Source organism: Streptomyces europaeiscabiei, assembly GCF_036346855.1.
In the GTDB taxonomy this organism is placed as follows: domain Bacteria; phylum Actinomycetota; class Actinomycetes; order Streptomycetales; family Streptomycetaceae; genus Streptomyces; species Streptomyces europaeiscabiei.
This window is the reverse complement of sequence record NZ_CP107841.1, coordinates 5,909,755-5,928,330: the sequence shown is the minus strand read 5'-3', so window position 1 is coordinate 5,928,330 and position 18,576 is coordinate 5,909,755. Positions and strand designations below refer to the sequence as shown.

The window sequence follows — 18,576 nt, the reverse complement described above, 5'->3', positions numbered from 1 at the left end:
CGACACTCCGGGACGGGAGGCTGGCACGGACGGGCAGCGGGCGCGCTAACCCCAGGTGAACGCGAGGCGTCCCCGGCCCTCAGACCGAGCCGGGCGTGGGTATCTTCCCGGTCGTCCTCGACACGTCGGCGTTGCGCACCGTGCACACCACCTTGTTGAAGCCCTTCTTCCATTCCTCTTTCTCGGACACCCACCCCGACACGATCAGGTCAGTGCCGGGCGCCCAACTCGACTCGAACCTGTTGGTGCACAGCTTTCCGCCTTCGGCGAGGGCTCCGTCGAAGGTCATGTTGGCGGGTGCCTGAACCGATCCGACCACCTGGTCGGTGTGTGCTTCGGCACAGTCGGTCAGTGGGGCGTCGTAGCCCTCCTCCCTCGTGGTGTAGTCCCAGCAGTCGCCGACGGCCATCTGCGTGGGCCACAGGTTCGTGCCCATGTCACGGAGTCGGCCCACCTCGCCGCCGATCGGGACGTGCCTGCCGAGCACGAGACATGCCGTACCGCCCTTGGCCGCGGCGAAGCCCTCCTTCGTGGGGAGAAGCGCGTAGACCCCCGCGTCGGGCAGGGCCTCGGCCAGTGCGTCGGCCTGGCCGGCGCAGCGCTGCGCGCCGTCGGCCCTGGCGTCCGCGTGGTCCGACGCCGTCGCCACGGCCACGACCTGACCGTCCGGCCAGTCCTCTTCGCAGTCCACCACGCCGAGGTCGGGCACCGACGCGAACGCCGCCCCCGTCCAGACCGCCTTGACGCAGTCCCCCACCTCCAGCGGCTTCTTGAGGGCCGCCTGCTCGCCGTAGGGGTACTCCGAGCCCGGCAACGACACGAGCGCCTCCGGGGTCTCGGAGGGCTTGGGGTCCGGACCGCCCGTGAAGTTCACCGCGGCCCAGGTCCCGCCGCCCGCCACGAGCAGCACGGCGACCACGATCGCGACGATGCCCGCCGCGGGCACCTTCCGCTTCGGTCCACCGGGCGGCGGCCCTCCGGCCGTGATGGTCAAGAACCCAGCGTTCCCCGGCGGTCCGGCCCCGCCGCCCCCGTAGGGCGTCGACGGGTTGGCCGCGTACGGCAGCGACTGCTGGCCCACGGTGCCGCCGTACGCCGGCGCCTGACCGCCGCCACCCACGCCGTACGGCGTGGACCGGCCGCCCCCGTACGGGTTGTAGCTGTCGTAGGGACTACGGGGCTGCTGCCCCTGCTGCCCCTGCTGCCCCTGCTGCCCCTGCTGCCCCTGCTGCCACGGGTCGTACGGTGCCGGGCCGCCCGCCGGGGTGTTCGGCGTGTTCGGCGCCGAGGGCGCACCGGGTGTGTGCGGGGCGCCAGGGGTCTGAGGTGTGTACGGCGTGTGGGGTGCGCCCGGGGTGTTCGGGGTGCCTCCGAGGCCGTGCTGCCCGGCGGCCACGTACCCGGGCGGCGCGCTCGCCACATACCCCGGGGGCGCACCGGCGGTCGCGTTACCGCCGGGAGTACCCGGTGCGCCGGGAGTACCGGGCGCCGGTCCGAAGCCCCCGGGCGCCGACGCGGGGGTGGCTCCCCAGCCCGGCGGGGTCGGTGCGCCGCCCGCGCCGGCCACCCGCTCCAGTCCGCGCGCCACCGCCTCCGGCGACAGCCGGCGCACCGAGTCCTTGATGAGCAAGCCGTGCAGGACGGGGGCCAGTTCACCGGCGCGGACGGGCGGCGTCGGCTCCTCGCCGAGAAGGGCCGTGAGCGTCGCGTACTCGCCGTGGCGGTCGAAGGGGCCGCGCCCCTCGACCGCCGCGTACAACGTGGCGCCGAGCGAGAACATGTCGGCGGCCGGTGTGGGCGGCTCGCCCCGCGCGCGCTCCGGGGCCAGGTACCCGGGGGTGCCGAGGATTCCGGCGGTGGCGGTGAGCCGGGGTTCGTGGGACTCCGGTTGGAGCGCGATGCCGTAGTCGGTGAGCAGCACGCGCGCGTAGAGGTCGCCCGAGGCATCGGCGGCCAGCAGGATGTTGGCCGGTTTCACATCCCGGTGCAGTATGCCGATCCGGTGCCCCGCCGTGAGCGCGTCCAGGACGGCGATCCCGATCCGGGCGACCTGCTCGGGCGGGAGCGGTCCGCGCTGCCGTACGACCGCCTGGAGGTCGATCGCGTCCGGCACGTACTCCATGACGATCCACGGCAGGCCGTCGTGGAGCACCACGTCGTGGACCGTCGCCACATGCGGGTGGCCGCGCAGCCGCGCGGCGTGCCGTGCCTCGCTACGGGCCCGCGCGATGCGCTGGGCGGGCTCGGTCGCGTCCCTCGGGACGTCGGGCAGGGAGATCTCCTTCATGGAGACCTCGCAGGCCAACTCCTCGTCGTACGCCAGCCAGACCCTGCCCATGCCGCCCGCGCCCAGGGTGCGCAGCAGTCGGTACCGGTTGTTGATGACCCTTCCCCGGCCCTGCTCCGGCGTATCCCCCGCCATCGCGATCCCCCGATCCCCCAGAGACTGCGCGTGCCTCCCCCGAGGACACGTCGAATCCGTCTCTTGAAAATAGCTTCGCACGCACCACTGACAGGAGCCCTTTTACGGACCAATCCAGCCAGAGGGGACACATGAGCCCCAGGGGTGCGCATACGCCTCACACGTCACGGGGACGGGCATCGCGAGGGGTACCAGTACGGTCATCGGACGGTACGGAAATCGTCACCGGGTCCGCGAGTCACTGCGGCGCCACTCGGCGGCGCCGGGGGCCGCAGGTGCCGGGCCGCAGGTGCCGGGCCGCAGGTGCCGGGCCGCAGGTGCCGGCGGTTCACCGAGCCGGTTCGAGGAACCCCTGTTCGACGAGCAGCCGGATCTGGACCGGTGTCCGGTCGCGCAGGGCCACCGCGTCCTCGCCGACGAGCTGGGCGATGGCGTCCAGAATGCGCCCCGCGCTGAGCCTGCCGTCGCACACACCGGCGAATCCCGCACCGACCGTGTCCACCTTCGTGGCCCGGCGCATACCGCGGTTCTGACGCAGCACCACATGCTCGGGGTCCTCGGCGCCCGGCAGCCCGACCTGCTCCTGGACGACCTCGGCGGTGAGCCGGAAGTGCGCGGCGAGGAGCGCCGCGTCGTCGTGTCCCCGCAGGTAGTCGACGCGCGCGAAGTGCTGCCGCACGGTCTCGCCGAGCGGCTGTTCGACCGCATGCGGCCACTCCTCGACGGTGATCGAGGGCTCGGAGTCCGCGGCGGCCGCCTTCCGCAGCGTGATCCACCCGAACCCGACGCCCTTCACCTTCCGCGCCTCGAACTCGTCGAGCCACGCGTCGTACCGCGCCTCGTACTCGGCCACGTCACCGCGGTGGTCGCCCGCGTCCCGCAGCCACAACTCCGCGTACTGCGTGACGTCCTGGACCTCCCGCTGCACGATCCACGCGTCGCACCCGCGCGGCACCCACGACCTGAGCCGCTCCTGCCAGTCCTCCCCCTCCACGTGCTGCCAGTTGGCGAGGAACTGCGCGAACCCGCCCTCGTTCAGCCGCTCCCCCGCCTGCGAAACGAGCGTGCGACACAGGTCGTCCCCGCCCATCCCGCCGTCGCGGTACGTCAGCCGGGCGCCGGGGGAGATCACGAACGGCGGATTGGACACGATGAGGTCGTACGTCTCGTCGGCCCCGACCGGCTCGAAGAGGGAACCCTGGCGCAGATCGGCCGCAGGGGCCCCGGAGAGCGCCAGCGTGAGCGCCGTGATGTGCAGCGCGCGCGGGTTGAGGTCGGTCGCGGTCACGCGCGTGGCGTGCTGCGCGGCGTGCAGCGCCTGAATGCCGGAGCCGCTCCCGAGGTCGAGGGCGGACCCGACAGGCGTGCGCACGGTGATCCCGGCCAGGGTCGTGGACGCCCCACCGACCCCCAGCACCACACCCTCGTCCCGGCTCCCGATCCCGCCGGCCCCGCCGACCGCGCACCCCAGGTCGGACACGATGAACCAGTCCTCACCACCGGGCCCGCCGTACGGCCGCACGTCGACGGCGGCTGCGATCTCGTCGCCGTCCGCACCGACGCGAACGAGCCATCCACTCTCCACGCACGCGTCTACAGGCAGCACACCCTCCACGCGCGCGCGTGGAACCGCCTGCTGCAACAGGAACAACCGCACGAGCGCCTCCAGCGCCGTGTCCCCCCGCGTCGCCCTGAGCGCCGGCACGACCTCACTCCGCGCCAGGGCCGCGTACGCGGAGGCACCGAGCAGCTCAAGAAGCCCGTCGGCGGTGAATTCGGCACCGAGCAGCGCCTCCCGAAGCCGCACAGCGACATCGGACCGGTCGGCAGAGGGCAGAGAAGACAGCCTGAAGTCACTCACACCGCTCAGCGTAGCCGCGCATCGTGGCCCCGCTCGGCTGCGGGCAATCGAGCCGCTGGAGCAGCGCCCCCGGCAGCGGCAGAAGCACGTCCACCTGTCCGGCCGCGGGCAGTCGTGCCCCCGGGTGCGATGGAGGCGCCTCCCGCTCGAACGAAGCCGAAAGTGGGGGGGCGCAGCGGCACCCGGCGAGCGCCGGTGGGCGAAACCCAAACCCACCCCGCCCAGCCCGACCGCCGGACGCCCCATCAGCCCCGGCCCGGTCAACCGCCGCCCAGAAGAACCCCGCTCAGCTCTTGGTCGAGGAACCCGGCGCGGACGCCACCCCGGAGGTGGTCGCGGACTTGCAGCTCTGCTGATCGGCCATCGCCTGTCCCACCTCCCCCTTCTCCAGCTCCTTCAGCGCGTCGCTGCCGGTCTTGCTCAACTTCTCCAGCTCGGTGGCAACCCCTTCGAGCCCGTCAGCGAACTTCGCCTGGTCCTTCGTGTTCAGCGCGTCCGACTTCTTCTTCAACTCGCCGTACGCCGTCGACAGCTGGTTCAGCTCGGCGACCGCGGCCTTCTGCTTCTTCTGGCCGTCCTCGACATCCGGAGCACCGGCCTGCTGAATGGCCGTCGCCATCGCCTTGTACGCGTCGGAGATGTCCTGGAAGCCCTGGGAGTCGGCCTTCTGCACGTCTGCCGGTGCGCTGTCGTCCGAGGTCTCCTTCTGGATCGAGGCGTTGGCCGCCGCGATCTTCTTGATCTGCGGCTGCACGGAGTCACAGACCAGCTTGGCCCAGGTGTTCAGCTTGTCGTTCGTTGCGTCGTCGCTGCTGCAGCCGGACAGCGCCAGTACCAGTACCGCACCGCCGGACAGTGCGGCCGCGAGCTTCTTGTTCACCGGATTGGTCCCTTCCATGGCTCTCGGCCCCGGAACATACACGCCACATGGGCGACACCTGTGTGCCGAGCACCCCCAGTACACCCTTTTGTAACCGTTTGCACCAAGAGAGAGAAGGCTCACGAAGCACATCGGCATACACGGAAGCGGGCGGACGGCGCGTCAACACGCGCCGCCCGCCCGCTCCTTGAGCTGGACCCTCGCAGGCCCGGATCTAAGACCGCCTACGAAACCACCGCTGGATCCGCAGACTTGGCAACCCGCTCGGAGTTGCCTTCGTCACCCACGGCGATCCCGCGCCGCTTGGACACGTACACCGCCCCGACGATCACGGCGATCGAGGCCACCGCGATGACGACACGCAGCCCGACACTCTTGTCCTCGCCGTAGCTGAACTGGACCACCGCGGGCGCGATGAGCAGCGCGACGAGGTTCATCACCTTCAGCAGCGGGTTGATGGCCGGTCCCGCCGTGTCCTTGAACGGATCGCCCACGGTGTCGCCGATGACGGTCGCGGCATGGGCCTCGCTGCCCTTGCCGCCGTGATGGCCGTCCTCGACGAGCTTCTTGGCGTTGTCCCACGCGCCACCGGAGTTGGCGAGGAACACCGCCATCAGCGTCCCCGTGCCGATCGCGCCCGCGAGGTACGCGCCCAGCGCGCCGACCCCGAGCGTGAACCCGATCGCGATCGGCGCCATCACGGCGAGCAGACCGGGCGTGGCCAGCTCCCGCAGGGCGTCCTTGGTGCAGATGTCGACGACCCGGCCGTACTCCGGCTTCTCGCTGTAGTCCATGATCCCGGGGTGCTCGCGGAACTGCCGCCGTACCTCGTAGACCACCGCACCCGCCGACCGCGAGACCGCGTTGATCGCCAGCCCCGAGAAGAGGAAGACGACCGCTGCGCCCGCGATGAGCCCGACCAGGTTGTTGGGCTGCGAGATGTCCATCATCAGGTTCATCGGCGCGCCTTCGCCGGAGACCTTCTCGCCGACGTCGTTCGCGGCCGTGAGGATCGCGTCGCGGTACGAGCCGAAGAGCGCGGCGGCCGCGAGTACGGCCGTGGCGATGGCGATGCCCTTGGTGATGGCCTTGGTGGTGTTGCCGACGGCGTCCAGGTCGGTGAGCACCTGTGCGCCCGCGCCTTCGACGTCGCCGGACATCTCGGCGATGCCCTGTGCGTTGTCGGAGACCGGCCCGAAGGTGTCCATGGCGACGATGACGCCGACCGTGGTGAGCAGTCCGGTGCCGGCCAGCGCCACCGCGAACAGCGCGAGCATGATCGACGTGCCGCCGAGCAGGAACGCCCCGTACACGCCGAGGCCGATCAACAGCGCGGTGTAGACGGCCGATTCGAGACCGATGGAGATACCGGCGAGGACGACGGTGGCCGCGCCGGTCAGTGAACTCTTGCCGATGTCCTTCACCGGACGCCGGGTGGTCTCGGTGAAGTAGCCGGTCAGCTGCTGGATCAGTGCGGCCAGCACGATGCCGATGGCCACCGCGAGGACCGCGAGGACCCGTGGGTCGCCGTCGTGGCCCGCGATCGCCGTGTCCGTGACGCCTTCGAGGTCGGCGTACGACGACGGCAGGTAGGCGTAGACGGCGATGGCGACGAGCACCAGCGAGATCACCGCGGAGATGAAGAAGCCGCGGTTAATGGCGGACATTCCGCTGCGGTCGGTGCGGCGTGGCGCCACGGCGAAAATGCCGATCATCGCGGTGAGTACACCGATCGCGGGCACGATCAGCGGGAACGCGAGCCCGGAGTCGCCGAACGCCGCCTTGCCGAGGATCAGCGCGGCGACGAGCGTCACGGCGTACGACTCGAAGAGGTCGGCCGCCATGCCCGCGCAGTCGCCGACGTTGTCGCCCACGTTGTCGGCGATGGTCGCGGCATTACGCGGGTCGTCCTCCGGAATGCCCTGCTCGACCTTGCCGACCAGGTCGGCGCCGACGTCGGCGGCCTTGGTGAAGATGCCGCCGCCGACCCGCATGAACATGGCGATGAGCGCGGCCCCGAGGCCGAAGCCCTCCAGCACCTTGGGCGCGTCGGCCGCGTACACGAGGACCACGCAGGACGCGCCGAGGAGGCCGAGCCCCACCGTGAACATCCCGACGACGCCGCCCGTGCGAAATGCGATCTTCATCGCCTTGTGCGAGACGGCGGTGAGATCCTTTTCCGGCTCGCCTTCCGCCGGTGTCGCTTCCCGGGCCGCCGCGGCGACGCGCACATTGCTGCGCACGGCGAGCCACATACCGATATAGCCGGTGGCCGCCGAGAACACCGCGCCGATCAAGAAGAACACCGAACGGCCGGCGCGCTGATTCCAGTCGTCCGCGGGCAGCAGCATGAGCAGGAAGAACACGACGACTGCGAATACGCCGAGCGTGCGCATCTGCCGTGCCAGATAGGCGTTCGCACCTTCCTGGATCGCCGTAGCGATCTTCTTCATGCTGTCGGTGCCCTCGCCCGCCGCGAGCACCTGGCGCACCAGGACCCCGGCGACGGCCAGCGCGGCCAGTGCCACGAAGCCGATCACCATGACGATGATCCGGTTGTCGTCCGTCAGTACCGCGGCTGCGAAGTCCGTGGTCCGGTCAAACCTTTGAGGGGTAGAAAGCCCCGCCATTCGTCCTCCTTGACGCTTGGGCTGAGCTCAAGATGTGGACGGATTGTAGGGAGCAGAACCTGATCAAAACAGTGCGCGGCAAGCAGAATTGGCCTTCACATGCTCTTCAGCAAACGATCCGCGCACGACCACATTACTCGAAAGAAGTAACGCCTCAAAGGCATTGACGCTTGATCAAATGATCGCGTGATTGATCGTGAATTCCTTCACGAATTCCGGTGTTCCGATGAACGGCGATCGGAATAAATGCCGAATAAACACGAAGGGCCCTGCTCAGCAGGGCCCTTCGCGGTACTACTTGAAGTTGAGAAGTTGAGAAGATCAGTGCAATCAGGGCAGCACGGCGATCGACGTCGTCGTCGGCCAGGTCATGCGGATCAACCCGCCGTTCTCCCCGGCAGAGACCTCGACGTCGTCGACGAGACCGCTGATCACCGCGAGGCCCATGTCGTCCTCCTCGATGTCGGCGTCCACGTCGCCAGCGCCCGACGACTTGTCACCGGGCACGGCGTGCGGCGCTTCGTCGCCGACCTCGATGGAGAACTGCTTCTCCTCCTCGATCAGCGACACCTGCACCGGCGCCGAGATACCGCTGCTCTGATGCAGTCCAACGGCACGGGTACACGCCTCGCCGACGGCCAACCTGACCTCGTCGAGGACGGCCTCGTCCACTCCGGCCCTGCGCGCCACCGCTGCCGCCACCAGTCGGGCGGTCCGGACGTGCTCGGGCAGCGCGCTGAAGCGGAGTTCAACGGTGGCCATGCATCCCCCTCGGAACTACGGGCGTGCTGTCGGAGGGCCGGGCCCCACGGGCCCGGTCCCCCTCACTTGTCTCTTGCCGTTCCGGGCGCTGGGCCCGGGCGGGCGCGATCAGTCGGTGGCCGCCACCGCTTCGTCGACCGAGGTGTGAATCGGGAACACCTTGGTCAGACCGGTGATGCGGAAGATCTTCAAAATCCGCTCCTGGTTGCACACCAGTCGCAGCGAGCCCTCATGAGCCCGTACTCGCTTCAGGCCGCCCACCAACACGCCGAGCCCGGTGGAGTCGAGGAAGTCGACGCCCTCCATGTCGACGACGAGGTGGAAACTCCCGTCGTTGACCAGCTCGACCAGCTGCTCACGCAGCTTGGGCGCGGTATAAACGTCGATTTCGCCACCGACCTCGACGACCGTACGATCGCCGACAGTACGGGTCGACAGGGACAGGTCCACGGATCCTCCAGCACCTTGCTATCGAGCGTTCGCCCCTCGGGACACCTCGGCTTGAAAGCCCCCGGGACGGTTCGCCAGCCGCGATGGCATTCAATCACTTACCGGCAGGCGTGCACGACGCCTTGGCTCCATTGTCCGTCACGCCGGTGACACACTCGATGCCGATGGCCAAGAATCACCGATCCGATCGATCCCCGACGGACACCGCCTCCAGCCCTTCGCCGAGCACGGTCCTGGACCGGCTCGCCTCGGGGCCGAGCCGGGCTTCGCGCATCACTCATACGGAGCATGTGCCCCCGCGAGCGGGCCGCCATGCCGTCTGGCCCGACCGGATCCGATCGGAAGTCGTTGCCGCCGTGCAGGCCGCGGGAATCGAACATCCATGGGCCCACCAGGCACGCGTCGCCGAGCACGCGCTGGACGGCGACTCGGTCGTCGTCGCCACCGGAACCGCCTCCGGCAAGTCGCTGGCCTATCTCGTCCCCGTCCTGTCGCGCCTCCTGGACGGCTCCGAGGCCCCCAACGGACGTGGGGCGACCGCGCTCTACCTGGCCCCCACGAAAGCCCTCGCGGCAGATCAGCACCGATCCGTGAAAAAACTTTCACAACCTCTCGGAAACGCCGTACGCCCGGCCGTGTACGACGGCGACACGCCCGTCGAGGAACGCGAGTGGGTGCGCCAGTACGCCAACTACGTCCTCACCAACCCCGACATGCTGCACCGTGGGATCCTCCCCTCCCACCCCCGCTGGTCCTCCTTCCTGCGCGCCCTCAAGTACGTCGTCATCGACGAGTGCCACACCTACCGCGGTGTCTTCGGCTCCCACGTCGCCCAGGTCCTGCGCCGACTGCGCCGCCTCTGCGCCCGCTACGGCGCCGAACCCGTCTTCCTGCTGGCCTCCGCCACCGCCGCCGAGCCCTCGGTCGCCGCCCGCCGCCTCACCGGCGTCCCGGTCACCGAGGTCGCGGACGACGCCTCACCCCGTGGTGAACTGGTGTTCGCCCTCTGGGAGCCCCCGCTCACCGAACTGCACGGCGAGAAGGGCGCCCCCGTCCGCCGCACCGCCACCGCCGAGACCGCCGACCTCCTCACCGACCTGACCGTCCAGGGAGTACGCTCCGTGGCCTTCGTACGCTCCCGGCGCGGCGCCGAACTGATCTCGGTGATCGCCCAGGAACGCCTCTCCGAGATCGACCGCTCCCTCGCCCGGCGCGTGGCCGCCTACCGCGGTGGCTACCTCCCCGAGGAACGCCGCGCCCTCGAACGCGCCCTCCACTCCGGCGAACTCCTCGGCCTCGCCGCCACCACCGCCCTCGAACTCGGCATCGACATCTCCGGTCTGGACGCCGTCCTCATCGCCGGCTACCCGGGCACCCGCGCCTCCTTCTGGCAGCAGGCCGGACGCGCCGGACGCGCCGGCCAGGGAGCCCTCGCCGTCCTCGTCGCCCGCGACGACCCGCTGGACACCTTCCTGGTCCACCACCCGGAAGCCCTGTTCGACCAACCGGTGGAATCGACCGTCCTCGACCCCGACAACCCGTACGTCCTCGCCCCGCACCTCTGCGCCGCCGCCGCGGAACTGCCCCTGACGGACGAGGACCTCGGCCTGTTCGGCCCGGCCTGCGAGGAACTGCTGCCGCAACTGGAGGCCGCGAAACTGCTCCGCCGCCGGGCCAAGGCCTGGCACTGGACGCGCCGCGAACGGGCCGCCGACCTCACCGACATCCGTGGCCAGGGCGGCCGCCCCGTCCAGGTCGTCGAGACCGGCACGGGCCGACTCCTCGGCACGGTCGACGCGGGCGCCGCCCACACCACCGTCCACGCGGGCGCGGTCCACCTGCACCAGGGCCGTACGTACCTGGTGCGCGAACTGGACCTGGAGGACTCCGTCGCCCTCGTCGAACAGGCCGACCCGCCCTATTCGACGGTCGCCCGCGACACCACCTCCATCTCCGTCCTGGAGACCGACACCGAAGTCCCCTGGGGCGAAGGCCGGTTGTGCTTCGGCTCCGTCGAAGTCACCAACCAGGTCGTCTCCTTCCTCCGTCGCCGCCTCATCACCGGTGAGGTGCTCGGCGAGTCCAAACTCGACCTCCCTCCTCGTACGCTGCGCACCCGTGCCGTCTGGTGGACCGTCACCGAGGACCAGCTCGACGCGGCCCGGATCAACCCCGAGATCCTCGGCGGCGCCCTGCACGCCGCCGAACACGCCTCGATCGGCATGCTGCCCCTCTTCGCGACCTGCGACCGCTGGGACATCGGCGGCGTCTCGGTCCCGCTCCACCCGGACACACTGCTCCCGACCGTCTTCGTCTATGACGGCCACCCCGGCGGCGCGGGCTTCGCCGAGCGCGCCTTCCACACCGCGCGCGCCTGGCTCACCGCCACCCGCCAGGCCATCGCCTCCTGCGAGTGCGACGCCGGCTGCCCGTCCTGCATCCAGTCCCCCAAGTGCGGCAACGGCAACGACCCGTTGCACAAGCGAGGCGCCGTACGGCTGCTGACCGAACTGCTCAGGGCAGCACCCGACGCTCCGCCGGAGGACCGGACACCCTAAGGCTCGGGGCCACTGGGCTCTGGCGCCCGCCAGTCGTGCGTGGCTGATCGCGCGGTCCCTCGCACGCCCTACCCGGCGCTCCTGCGGGGCGCTCCTACGGGCACGCCGGCGTTCCCTCCAGCCCGTTGCGGAGCCTGCCGGGCCCGGCATGCCTGGCGGTCCCGCCCTCGCCCTGACCTCCGCGGTGAGCGGGCCCATGTCCGAGGCCGCCGTGATGTCCGAGATCTCTCCCTCGACCTCGCAGTGCACGAGTCTGCCGCCCTGAGCCCTCGCCACCCGTTCCGCCGTCACGCAGGCCCCCTCGCCGCCCTTCATCCAGTGGTCGGCGGCGGCGAGGGCCGCAAGGTCGGCCGTCGCGGCAGCCCGATGCCGGATCACAACGGCCTGCCCCAGGGCGAGTAGGGCACCGAACACGGCACACAGCGCGAGGATCGAACCGACGGCCCAGACGGTCGCGGAGCCTCGGTCCGACCGGACCGACCGGACGACTCCCGGCCGTCGGCCGGACCACGAGAACGCGCTCACCCGGCCTCCGCCCCCTCCGTCGTGGCCGCCCCCACCGTCTCCTCCGCCAGCGCGACGGCCGCATGGCTCAGGTCGAGGCCGAGTCCGTCCGGCCCCGGCGCCGGGGCCGAGACCACGACACGTACGAAGTCGCCCTCCCTGTCCACGCTCACCTCCGCCCCGTCCGGCGCCGTCCTGCGGGCCGCCGCCACGACGGCAGTCGACGGGTCCTGCCGGGCTGCCGCCCGGGCACCGGCCCGAGCGGCGTCCACGACCTGGATCTGCGCGCAGACGGCGAACAGGGCCCACACGAGCGCCGTCGCGAACAGCAGCATCACGGGCAGAACCATGGCCGCCTCGGCCGTCACGAACCCGCCGTCGCCGCCCAGAACCCCGCGACGCCGCCACGGCCCACATGGCTCACGCACCACCATTGAGGGCCCGCCCGACGATCTGCTGCAGTTCCGCCTGGACCTGCCCGCTGGTCACCACCTTGTAGAGCACCGCGGCGAAGGCCACCGCCGCGATGATCCCCACCGCGTACTCGGAGGTCACCATCCCCGCGTCCCTCCGCGCCGCCCGCACCCGGCACATCACGGCACACACCACCCGAACCCGCACCGCTTCCCCGACTGCCTTCACTGCCTTGTACATCTCAACCCCCGTGAGGCTCTGTTCCATTGACTACCGCTGGTTACTGATTTGCTGTCACCGCTGGTCAGCGGGCCCGCCGGTCGTTCGTCGGCCACTTCTGGTCCTCGCCGGTCAGCACCGCACCCCGTCCGCTCAAGCCCGCCCCGTCATCACCCACCCCCTCCCAACAACCCGTCCGCCAGCCCGATCACCACCGGCAGCACGCCCACCGCGATGAAGGCGGGCAGGAAGCACAGCCCCACCGGTGCGGTGACCATCACGGCGGCCCGGCGGGCCCGCTCCGTCGCCGAACGGCCCCACTCGGCGCGGGCCTCGGCGGCGAGCCGGGCGACAGGGGAGGCAGCAGGTACGCCGGACTCGTCGGCGCGTTCCAGAAGCCTCGCCAGAGCCCCGGCGCCGGGGAGGGCAGCCAACCCACGCCACGCCTCGGCCGGTTCGCCCCCGAGCCGTGCCTCTGCCGCCCCCCTGGACAGTCGCTCGCCCACCGGCCCGCCCAGCGCCTCACCCACGGCCTGCGCGGCCACCACAGGGCTCGCCCCGGCCGTGATGCAGGCGGCCAGCAGGTCGGCGGCGAGCGGAAGTCGGCGAGCGGCTTCCGCAGCGTCGTACGCCTCCGCCGGGTCACCACCCGCGCGTCGCGCCCTCCGCAGCCACAGCCAGGCCCCGACTCCGGCAGCCGGCCCCAGCAGCAGCCCCGGGAGGCCACCGACAAGCACCCACGCGGCACAGACCGCCCCGGCGACCGGCAGCCATCGCCGCACGACACCCCGGGACACGATGCTCCGCCGGGGCGGCTCGGCCGCGAGGGCGAGCACCGCGGCCAGCCGGGCCCGCAGCCTTCGTCGGCGCCGCGCGGTGTCGAGCGACCGGGCCAGCCACCACAGTCCCGCCAGAGCGCAGACGGCCATCCCCAGCCTGTGGACAACCTCGCCGCTCACGCCGCCTCAGCTCCCCGTACGATCCGCAGCGCCCACCACAGCCCCGCGCCCTCCAGCACCGCGCCGACGAGCAGGCAGCCCAGGCCGGCCGTGCTGTGCAGCACCACACGCAGGGGGTCGGCGCCGAGCGCTGTGCCCAGCACAAGGCCCAGGACCGGGAGCCCTGCGAGCATCACCGCCGTCGACCGGGCGCCGGCCAACTGGGCGCGCAGGTCGGCCCGCTGGTCCCGCTCGGCGCGCAGGGCGCCCTCCAGCCTGTCGAGCCCGGCGGCGAGGCCCGCGCCCCGGTCGACGGCCACGCGCCAGCACGCGGCGAGCCCCAGCAGCCCGTCGGCCCCCGGCTGCCGTGCCGCGTCCGCAAGGGCACCCGGTACGTCCCCGCCGAACCTTGCCGCCGCCAGTACCACCGCCTCGGCCTCCCCCAGTCCTCCGGAGTCCCGCGCGGCCCGTGACAACGCCTCACCCGGCTGCCGCCCGGCCCGCACCTCTCCGGCGAGCGCCGAGCACAGCGCGACCACCGCATCGCTCCGCCGTTCACTGGCCCGGCGCTCCTCCGCCGCCCGCCGCACCCGCCTCAGCAACGGCACCGCCGCCACCCCCGCGAGAATCGGCAGCACCGAGGCCCCCAGCACCGCGATCACCAACCCGGCGACCGGTGCCCACCACTCGGCCCCCAGCCGCCGCACCCTGCCGAGCACCCGCGCCCAGGGCGGCGACCCCACCACCTCACCTCCCGCCAGCAACAACCGCGCCCGCCGGACCTCGGCGCCTCGCCCATCGCCCGCCATCCAGGCCGCAGCCCCGGCGCACGCAACAGCCACCACCCCGACCGACATCTCCCCGACCCCCGTCACTGCCGCCCACCCTCCAGACCGTCCAGACCATCTGTTTCTCTCGCAAAACCCTCACCGAGCCGGGCTGCCGGCCTCCCGGACCCGACGAGCTCCGTGTCCTGCGGCCCAACCGGCCCTCCTCCCGCAGACCACCCCCGAAGCGCGTCGCCCCGGCCCTGAAGCCCGTCAACAACCCCGCCGCCCCGGCCCCGCAGCCCGTCCCGAAGCAACCCCCGCAACTGCTCCCAGCCCCGCTCGTACACGAACGCCTCCTCGCCCCAACGGAGCGCCGGGACGGTCACCACCAACCCGGACCCGTCCCGTTCCAGCACATGCACTTCGGCGATCCGCCGCCGTCCGTCCGGGTCCCGCACGAGGTGCAGGACCACCGACAGCGCGGCAGCCAACTGGCTGTGCAGCGCCGCCCGATCGAGCCCGGCCGCCGTACCAAGGGCCTCCAGGCGGGCCGGTACCTGTCCCGCGGCGTTGGCGTGGAGCGTTCCGCAGCCGCCCTCGTGGCCGGTGTTCAGGGCGGCCAGCAGGGACACGACCTCGGGCCCTCTCACCTCGCCGACCACAAGCCGGTCCGGGCGCATGCGGAGCGCCTGGCGCACCAGGTCCTGCAGCTCGACGAGGCCCACGCCCTCCTGGTTGGCCGGTCTGCCCTCCAGCCGCACCACATGCGGATGGTCGGGCCGCAGCTCCGCCGAGTCCTCGGCCAGCACGATCCGCTCACCGGGGTCGACCAGGCCGAGCAGCGCGCTCAGGAGCGTGGTCTTCCCGGTCCCCGTCCCGCCGCTGATGACGTACGACAACCGGGATCGGATCAGCGCCCGCAGGACGCGGTCGCCGCCGGGCGGCACCGTGCCCGCCGTCACCAGTTCGGCGAGGGTGAAGGCCCGGGGCCGTACGACCCGCAGGGACAGGCAGGTGGAGCCGACGGCCACCGGTGGGAGCACCGCGTGCAGCCGGGTGCCGTCCGGGAGCCGGGCGTCCACCCACGGTCGGGCGTCGTCCAGCCGGCGCCCGGCGACGGCCGCCAGGCGCTGCGCGAGGCGTCGTACGGCGGCCGCGTCCGGGAAGGAGATCCCGGTCAGCTCCAGGCCGCCGCCCCGGTCCACCCACACCCGGTCCGGTGCCGACACCAGCACGTCGGTGACCGACGGGTCGGCGAGAAGCGGCTCCAACGGCCCGCTCCCCACCAACTCCGACCGCAACCGCTCGGCCGCCCCGAGCACCTCGGCGTCCCCGAGCACCCGCCCCCGCTCCCGCAGGGCTTGCGCCACGCGCGCGGGCGTCGGTTCGGCTCCGCTCTCGACGAGCCACTGCCGTACCCCGTCCAACAGTCCGTCGTCGGACATCCCGCTCATACGAACTCGCCCCCGATCGGAAGCTGTGGGCAGATCCAGGCCGCCCATGGCTTTCCGCCCCCCGGCAGCCCGTCGTCGGCCAGCCGCGGCCCGTCCTCGGGAACCTGGTTCACGCCGCCTCACCCCTGACCACGACCCGCTCCCAGAAGCCTTCGCAGAACCGCGCGAGTGGTCCGCGGGGGATGCCTCCCGGTGGTTTGCCGCCGTCCGGCAGCCCGGCCTCGGTGGGTACTTCGCCCGCGAGCGGAAGTCCCAGCAGGCGGGCCACCTCGTGGTCGTCCAGGCCGGGGGCGTACGGCCCGCGGACCGCGACGCGGAGGTCGCGGAGGACCATGCCGAAGGCGGAGGCGACGCGGGAGGCGGCAGCGACGGCGCGCAACTCGGCGGGGACGACCAGGAGGCCCAGGTCGAGCTGGGCGAGGGCCTCGGCGACACCTTCGTCGATGCGGCGCGGCAGGTCGACCACGACCGCGCCGCCGCGCCGCCGGCCCGCGGCGAGGACCGCGCGCACGGCCTGGGGCGGGACGGCGACGGCGTCGCCGCGGTCCCAGCTGAGGACGCGCAGGGAGTGCAGTTCGGGCAGCGACTCCTCCAGGGCGCCGCCGCCGACCCGGCCGCGTGAGGCGGCGAAGGCCGGCCAGCGCAGTCCGTCGGCGCTCTCGCCGCCCAGGAGCACGTCCAGGCCGCCGCCCAGGGGATCGGCGTCCACGAGGAGCGTGCGCGTGCCCTGTCGCGCGGAGGTGACGGCGAGAGCGCAGGCCAGTGTGGACGCGCCGGCGCCGCCTCGGCCGCCGATCACGCCGACGGTGAGCGCGGGTCTGCCGACGCCTTCCGCCACGTCGGCGATGCGGTCGACGAGCCACTGTTCCCCGTCGGGCAGCATCAGGACGTGGTCGGCGCCGATCTCCACGGCCCGCTGCCAGACTCCGGAGTCGTCCTGGTCCTTGCCGACGAGCACCACTCCTCGTCTGCGCGCGGCCCCGCGCAGCCGCCGCGCCGCGTCGTCCCCGACGAGCACGAGCGGCGCCGTCTCCCACCGGCCCCGGCCCTCCGGCACTCCGTGGTGGACCTCCGGCCGGGCGCCCGCCGCCGCGCACAGGCGCAGCAGGTCGTCCAGCAGTTCCACGTCCTCCGTGACGATCAACGGCCTGCCCTGCCGCCCCTCGGCGGTGGACGGCCGGTCGTTGGTGATGGCTCCCGCCACGATCTCCAGCCCCCTTCGCTGCGTCACACGGGCGCACCGCGTTCCGGGCGCCCGTGTTCAAGTCCTGTGTGAGGACCGGCGATCGGCCGCCATATGGGCGGCCGACGGAAACCGGACCCACGCATCCGGGAAACGGAACCGGCCATGAACTCGCCGCCGTCGGGACGCGCTGGAATCACGGTGCAGCGATCCCGGAAATCGTGTGGATCTTGGTCGAAAACTGTGGACAACTCGGCGCTTGTGAATATCGCCGTCACCTGAACAGGCGACTCCTGTGCGACTTCCGCAGCGCATCCCTGCGACTACGGACGGTGACGGATCCTGTGCCGGGGCAGAGGAAAGCCCACGAGAGCACTCGAGCGCCTCGCGGGCTGGGGGGAGGAGGGGAAAACACACCCGGACATGCGACGACCCCCACCGGGGGGGAGAGTGGGGGTCGTCTCCACGGCCGACTCGGGGGGGGAGGAGCCGGACCGCGTTAGCACGGTCGCGAACGATCCGTGACTTCCATGGTGTACCCGAGAGGCCTCTCAGGCAAACCCACGCGCCCCACACTAGCCCGAATGGCGGGCGCATATGCTCGGCCTCGTGGAAAACCACTCCTTGCCCCGCACAGCGGCCTTCTTTGACCTGGACAAGACGGTCATTGCGAAGTCGAGCACGCTCACGTTCAGCAAGTCGTTCTACCAAGGTGGCCTGATCAACCGCAGAGCCGCCTTGCGGACGGCGTACACCCAGTTCGTGTTCCTCGCGGGCGGCGCCGACCACGACCAGATGGAGCGGATGCGGAAGTATCTGTCCGCGCTGTGCCGGGGCTGGAACGTGCAACAGGTGAAGGACATCGTCGCCGAGACCCTGCACGACCTGATCGACCCGATCATCTACGACGAGGCCGCCTCCCTCATCGAGGAGCACCACATCGCCGGGCGGGACGTCGTCATCGTCTCCACCTCCGGCGCCGAGGTGGTCGAGCCGATCGGCGAGCTCCTCGGCGCGGACCGGGTGGTGGCGACCCGGATGGTCGTCGGCGACGACGGCTGCTTCACCGGCGAGGTGGAGTACTACGCCTACGGTCCGACCAAGGCCGAGGCGATCCGGGAGCTGGCCGAGTCCGAGGAGTACGACCTCGCGCACTGCTACGCGTACAGCGACTCGGCGACCGACCTGCCGATGCTGGAGGCCGTGGGGCACCCGCACGCGGTGAACCCGGACCGGACGCTGCGCAAGGAAGCCCTGGCGCGCGGGTGGCCCATTCTCGACTTCCACCGCCCCGTGCGCCTCAAGCAGCGCCTGGCCGTACGGCCGCGCCCCGCCCTTCTCGCAGCTGCCGCCATAGGCGCCGCAGCGGCCACCGCGGGGCTCGTCTGGTACGCGAGCCGGCGCCGGGTGGCGACCGCCTGACCCGCGGTCGGCACATCGATGGCTGATTCACCCTCTTTGAACCTAAAAGTAAAGAAGCACATCGAGGGGTTCCGCTTGCCCCGATCCTGGAGTAGAAAGGATTCAAGGC

General features: G+C 71.6%; 14 protein-coding genes and 1 pseudogene. 2 read left to right on the top strand and 13 right to left on the bottom strand.

Going from position 1 to position 18,576, the window contains the following annotated elements; translation table 11 throughout:
- Nucleotides 1-79: 79 nt before the first annotated feature.
- From OG858_RS26000 to bldG, 6 genes are all read right to left on the bottom strand, one after another.
- On the bottom strand, nucleotides 80-2,422 hold the full coding sequence (locus tag OG858_RS26000) for a serine/threonine-protein kinase (protein WP_328544384.1): 2,343 nt from the start codon (nucleotides 2,420-2,422) through the stop codon (nucleotides 80-82).
- A gap of 328 nt (nucleotides 2,423-2,750) precedes the next feature.
- On the bottom strand, nucleotides 2,751-4,283 hold the full coding sequence (locus OG858_RS25995; protein ID WP_319262630.1) for a DUF7059 domain-containing protein: 1,533 nt from the start codon (nucleotides 4,281-4,283) through the stop codon (nucleotides 2,751-2,753).
- A gap of 286 nt (nucleotides 4,284-4,569) precedes the next feature.
- On the bottom strand, nucleotides 4,570-5,181 hold the full coding sequence (locus OG858_RS25990) for a small secreted protein (RefSeq protein ID WP_086749725.1): 612 nt from the start codon (nucleotides 5,179-5,181) through the stop codon (nucleotides 4,570-4,572).
- Nucleotides 5,182-5,387: 206 nt separating this feature from the next.
- On the bottom strand, nucleotides 5,388-7,793 hold the full coding sequence (locus OG858_RS25985; protein WP_086749726.1) for a sodium-translocating pyrophosphatase: 2,406 nt from the start codon (nucleotides 7,791-7,793) through the stop codon (nucleotides 5,388-5,390).
- Between the two features lie 330 nt (nucleotides 7,794-8,123).
- Nucleotides 8,124-8,555, bottom strand: coding sequence for an ATP-binding protein (locus OG858_RS25980; protein ID WP_086749727.1), 432 nt, complete (start codon nucleotides 8,553-8,555; stop codon nucleotides 8,124-8,126).
- 108 nt (nucleotides 8,556-8,663) lie between these two features.
- Nucleotides 8,664-9,005: an anti-sigma factor antagonist BldG gene (gene bldG / locus OG858_RS25975; RefSeq protein ID WP_005475923.1), complete on the bottom strand. Its 342-nt coding sequence runs from the start codon at nucleotides 9,003-9,005 to the stop codon at nucleotides 8,664-8,666.
- Between the two features lie 83 nt (nucleotides 9,006-9,088).
- Here bldG and OG858_RS25970 point away from each other — a divergent pair, with 83 nt between their 5' ends.
- Nucleotides 9,089-11,563, top strand: a complete 2,475-nt coding sequence (locus OG858_RS25970) for a DEAD/DEAH box helicase (protein WP_328544385.1) — start codon at nucleotides 9,089-9,091, stop codon at nucleotides 11,561-11,563.
- A gap of 138 nt (nucleotides 11,564-11,701) precedes the next feature.
- Here OG858_RS25970 and OG858_RS25965 read toward each other — a convergent pair.
- From OG858_RS25965 to ssd, 7 genes and pseudogenes are all read right to left on the bottom strand, one after another.
- Nucleotides 11,702-12,088, bottom strand: a pseudogene (locus OG858_RS25965) (Rv3654c family TadE-like protein); the annotation flags it as partial.
- Nucleotides 12,085-12,501: a TadE family type IV pilus minor pilin gene (locus tag OG858_RS25960; protein WP_319320884.1), complete on the bottom strand. Its 417-nt coding sequence runs from the start codon at nucleotides 12,499-12,501 to the stop codon at nucleotides 12,085-12,087. The gene OG858_RS25960 and the pseudogene OG858_RS25965, both read right to left, overlap by 4 nt.
- Entirely contained in the window at nucleotides 12,488-12,721 is a 234-nt protein-coding gene (locus OG858_RS25955; protein WP_319262635.1) for a DUF4244 domain-containing protein, read from the bottom strand. The genes OG858_RS25960 and OG858_RS25955 overlap by 14 nt, the downstream gene beginning before the upstream one ends.
- Nucleotides 12,722-12,870: 149 nt before the next feature.
- Nucleotides 12,871-13,659, bottom strand: coding sequence for a type II secretion system F family protein (locus tag OG858_RS25950; protein WP_319065527.1), 789 nt, complete (start codon nucleotides 13,657-13,659; stop codon nucleotides 12,871-12,873).
- A complete protein-coding gene (locus OG858_RS25945) occupies nucleotides 13,656-14,495 on the bottom strand; it encodes a type II secretion system F family protein (protein WP_319065628.1) in 840 nt (279 codons plus the stop codon). Before OG858_RS25945 ends, OG858_RS25950 begins: the two co-directional genes overlap by 4 nt.
- 14 nt (nucleotides 14,496-14,509) lie before the next feature.
- A complete protein-coding gene (locus tag OG858_RS25940) occupies nucleotides 14,510-15,862 on the bottom strand; it encodes a TadA family conjugal transfer-associated ATPase (protein WP_328544386.1) in 1,353 nt (450 codons plus the stop codon).
- Between the two features lie 109 nt (nucleotides 15,863-15,971).
- Nucleotides 15,972-17,066 carry a septum site-determining protein Ssd gene (gene ssd / locus OG858_RS25935; RefSeq protein WP_086753829.1) on the bottom strand — a complete coding sequence of 365 codons (1,095 nt, stop codon included), beginning with the start codon at nucleotides 17,064-17,066 and terminating at the stop codon, nucleotides 15,972-15,974.
- Between the two features lie 576 nt (nucleotides 17,067-17,642).
- On the opposite strand from ssd, the gene OG858_RS25930 reads away from it, so the two are divergent.
- Entirely contained in the window at nucleotides 17,643-18,467 is an 825-nt protein-coding gene (locus OG858_RS25930; RefSeq protein ID WP_086753873.1) for an HAD family hydrolase, read from the top strand.
- Nucleotides 18,468-18,576: the final 109 nt, after the last annotated feature.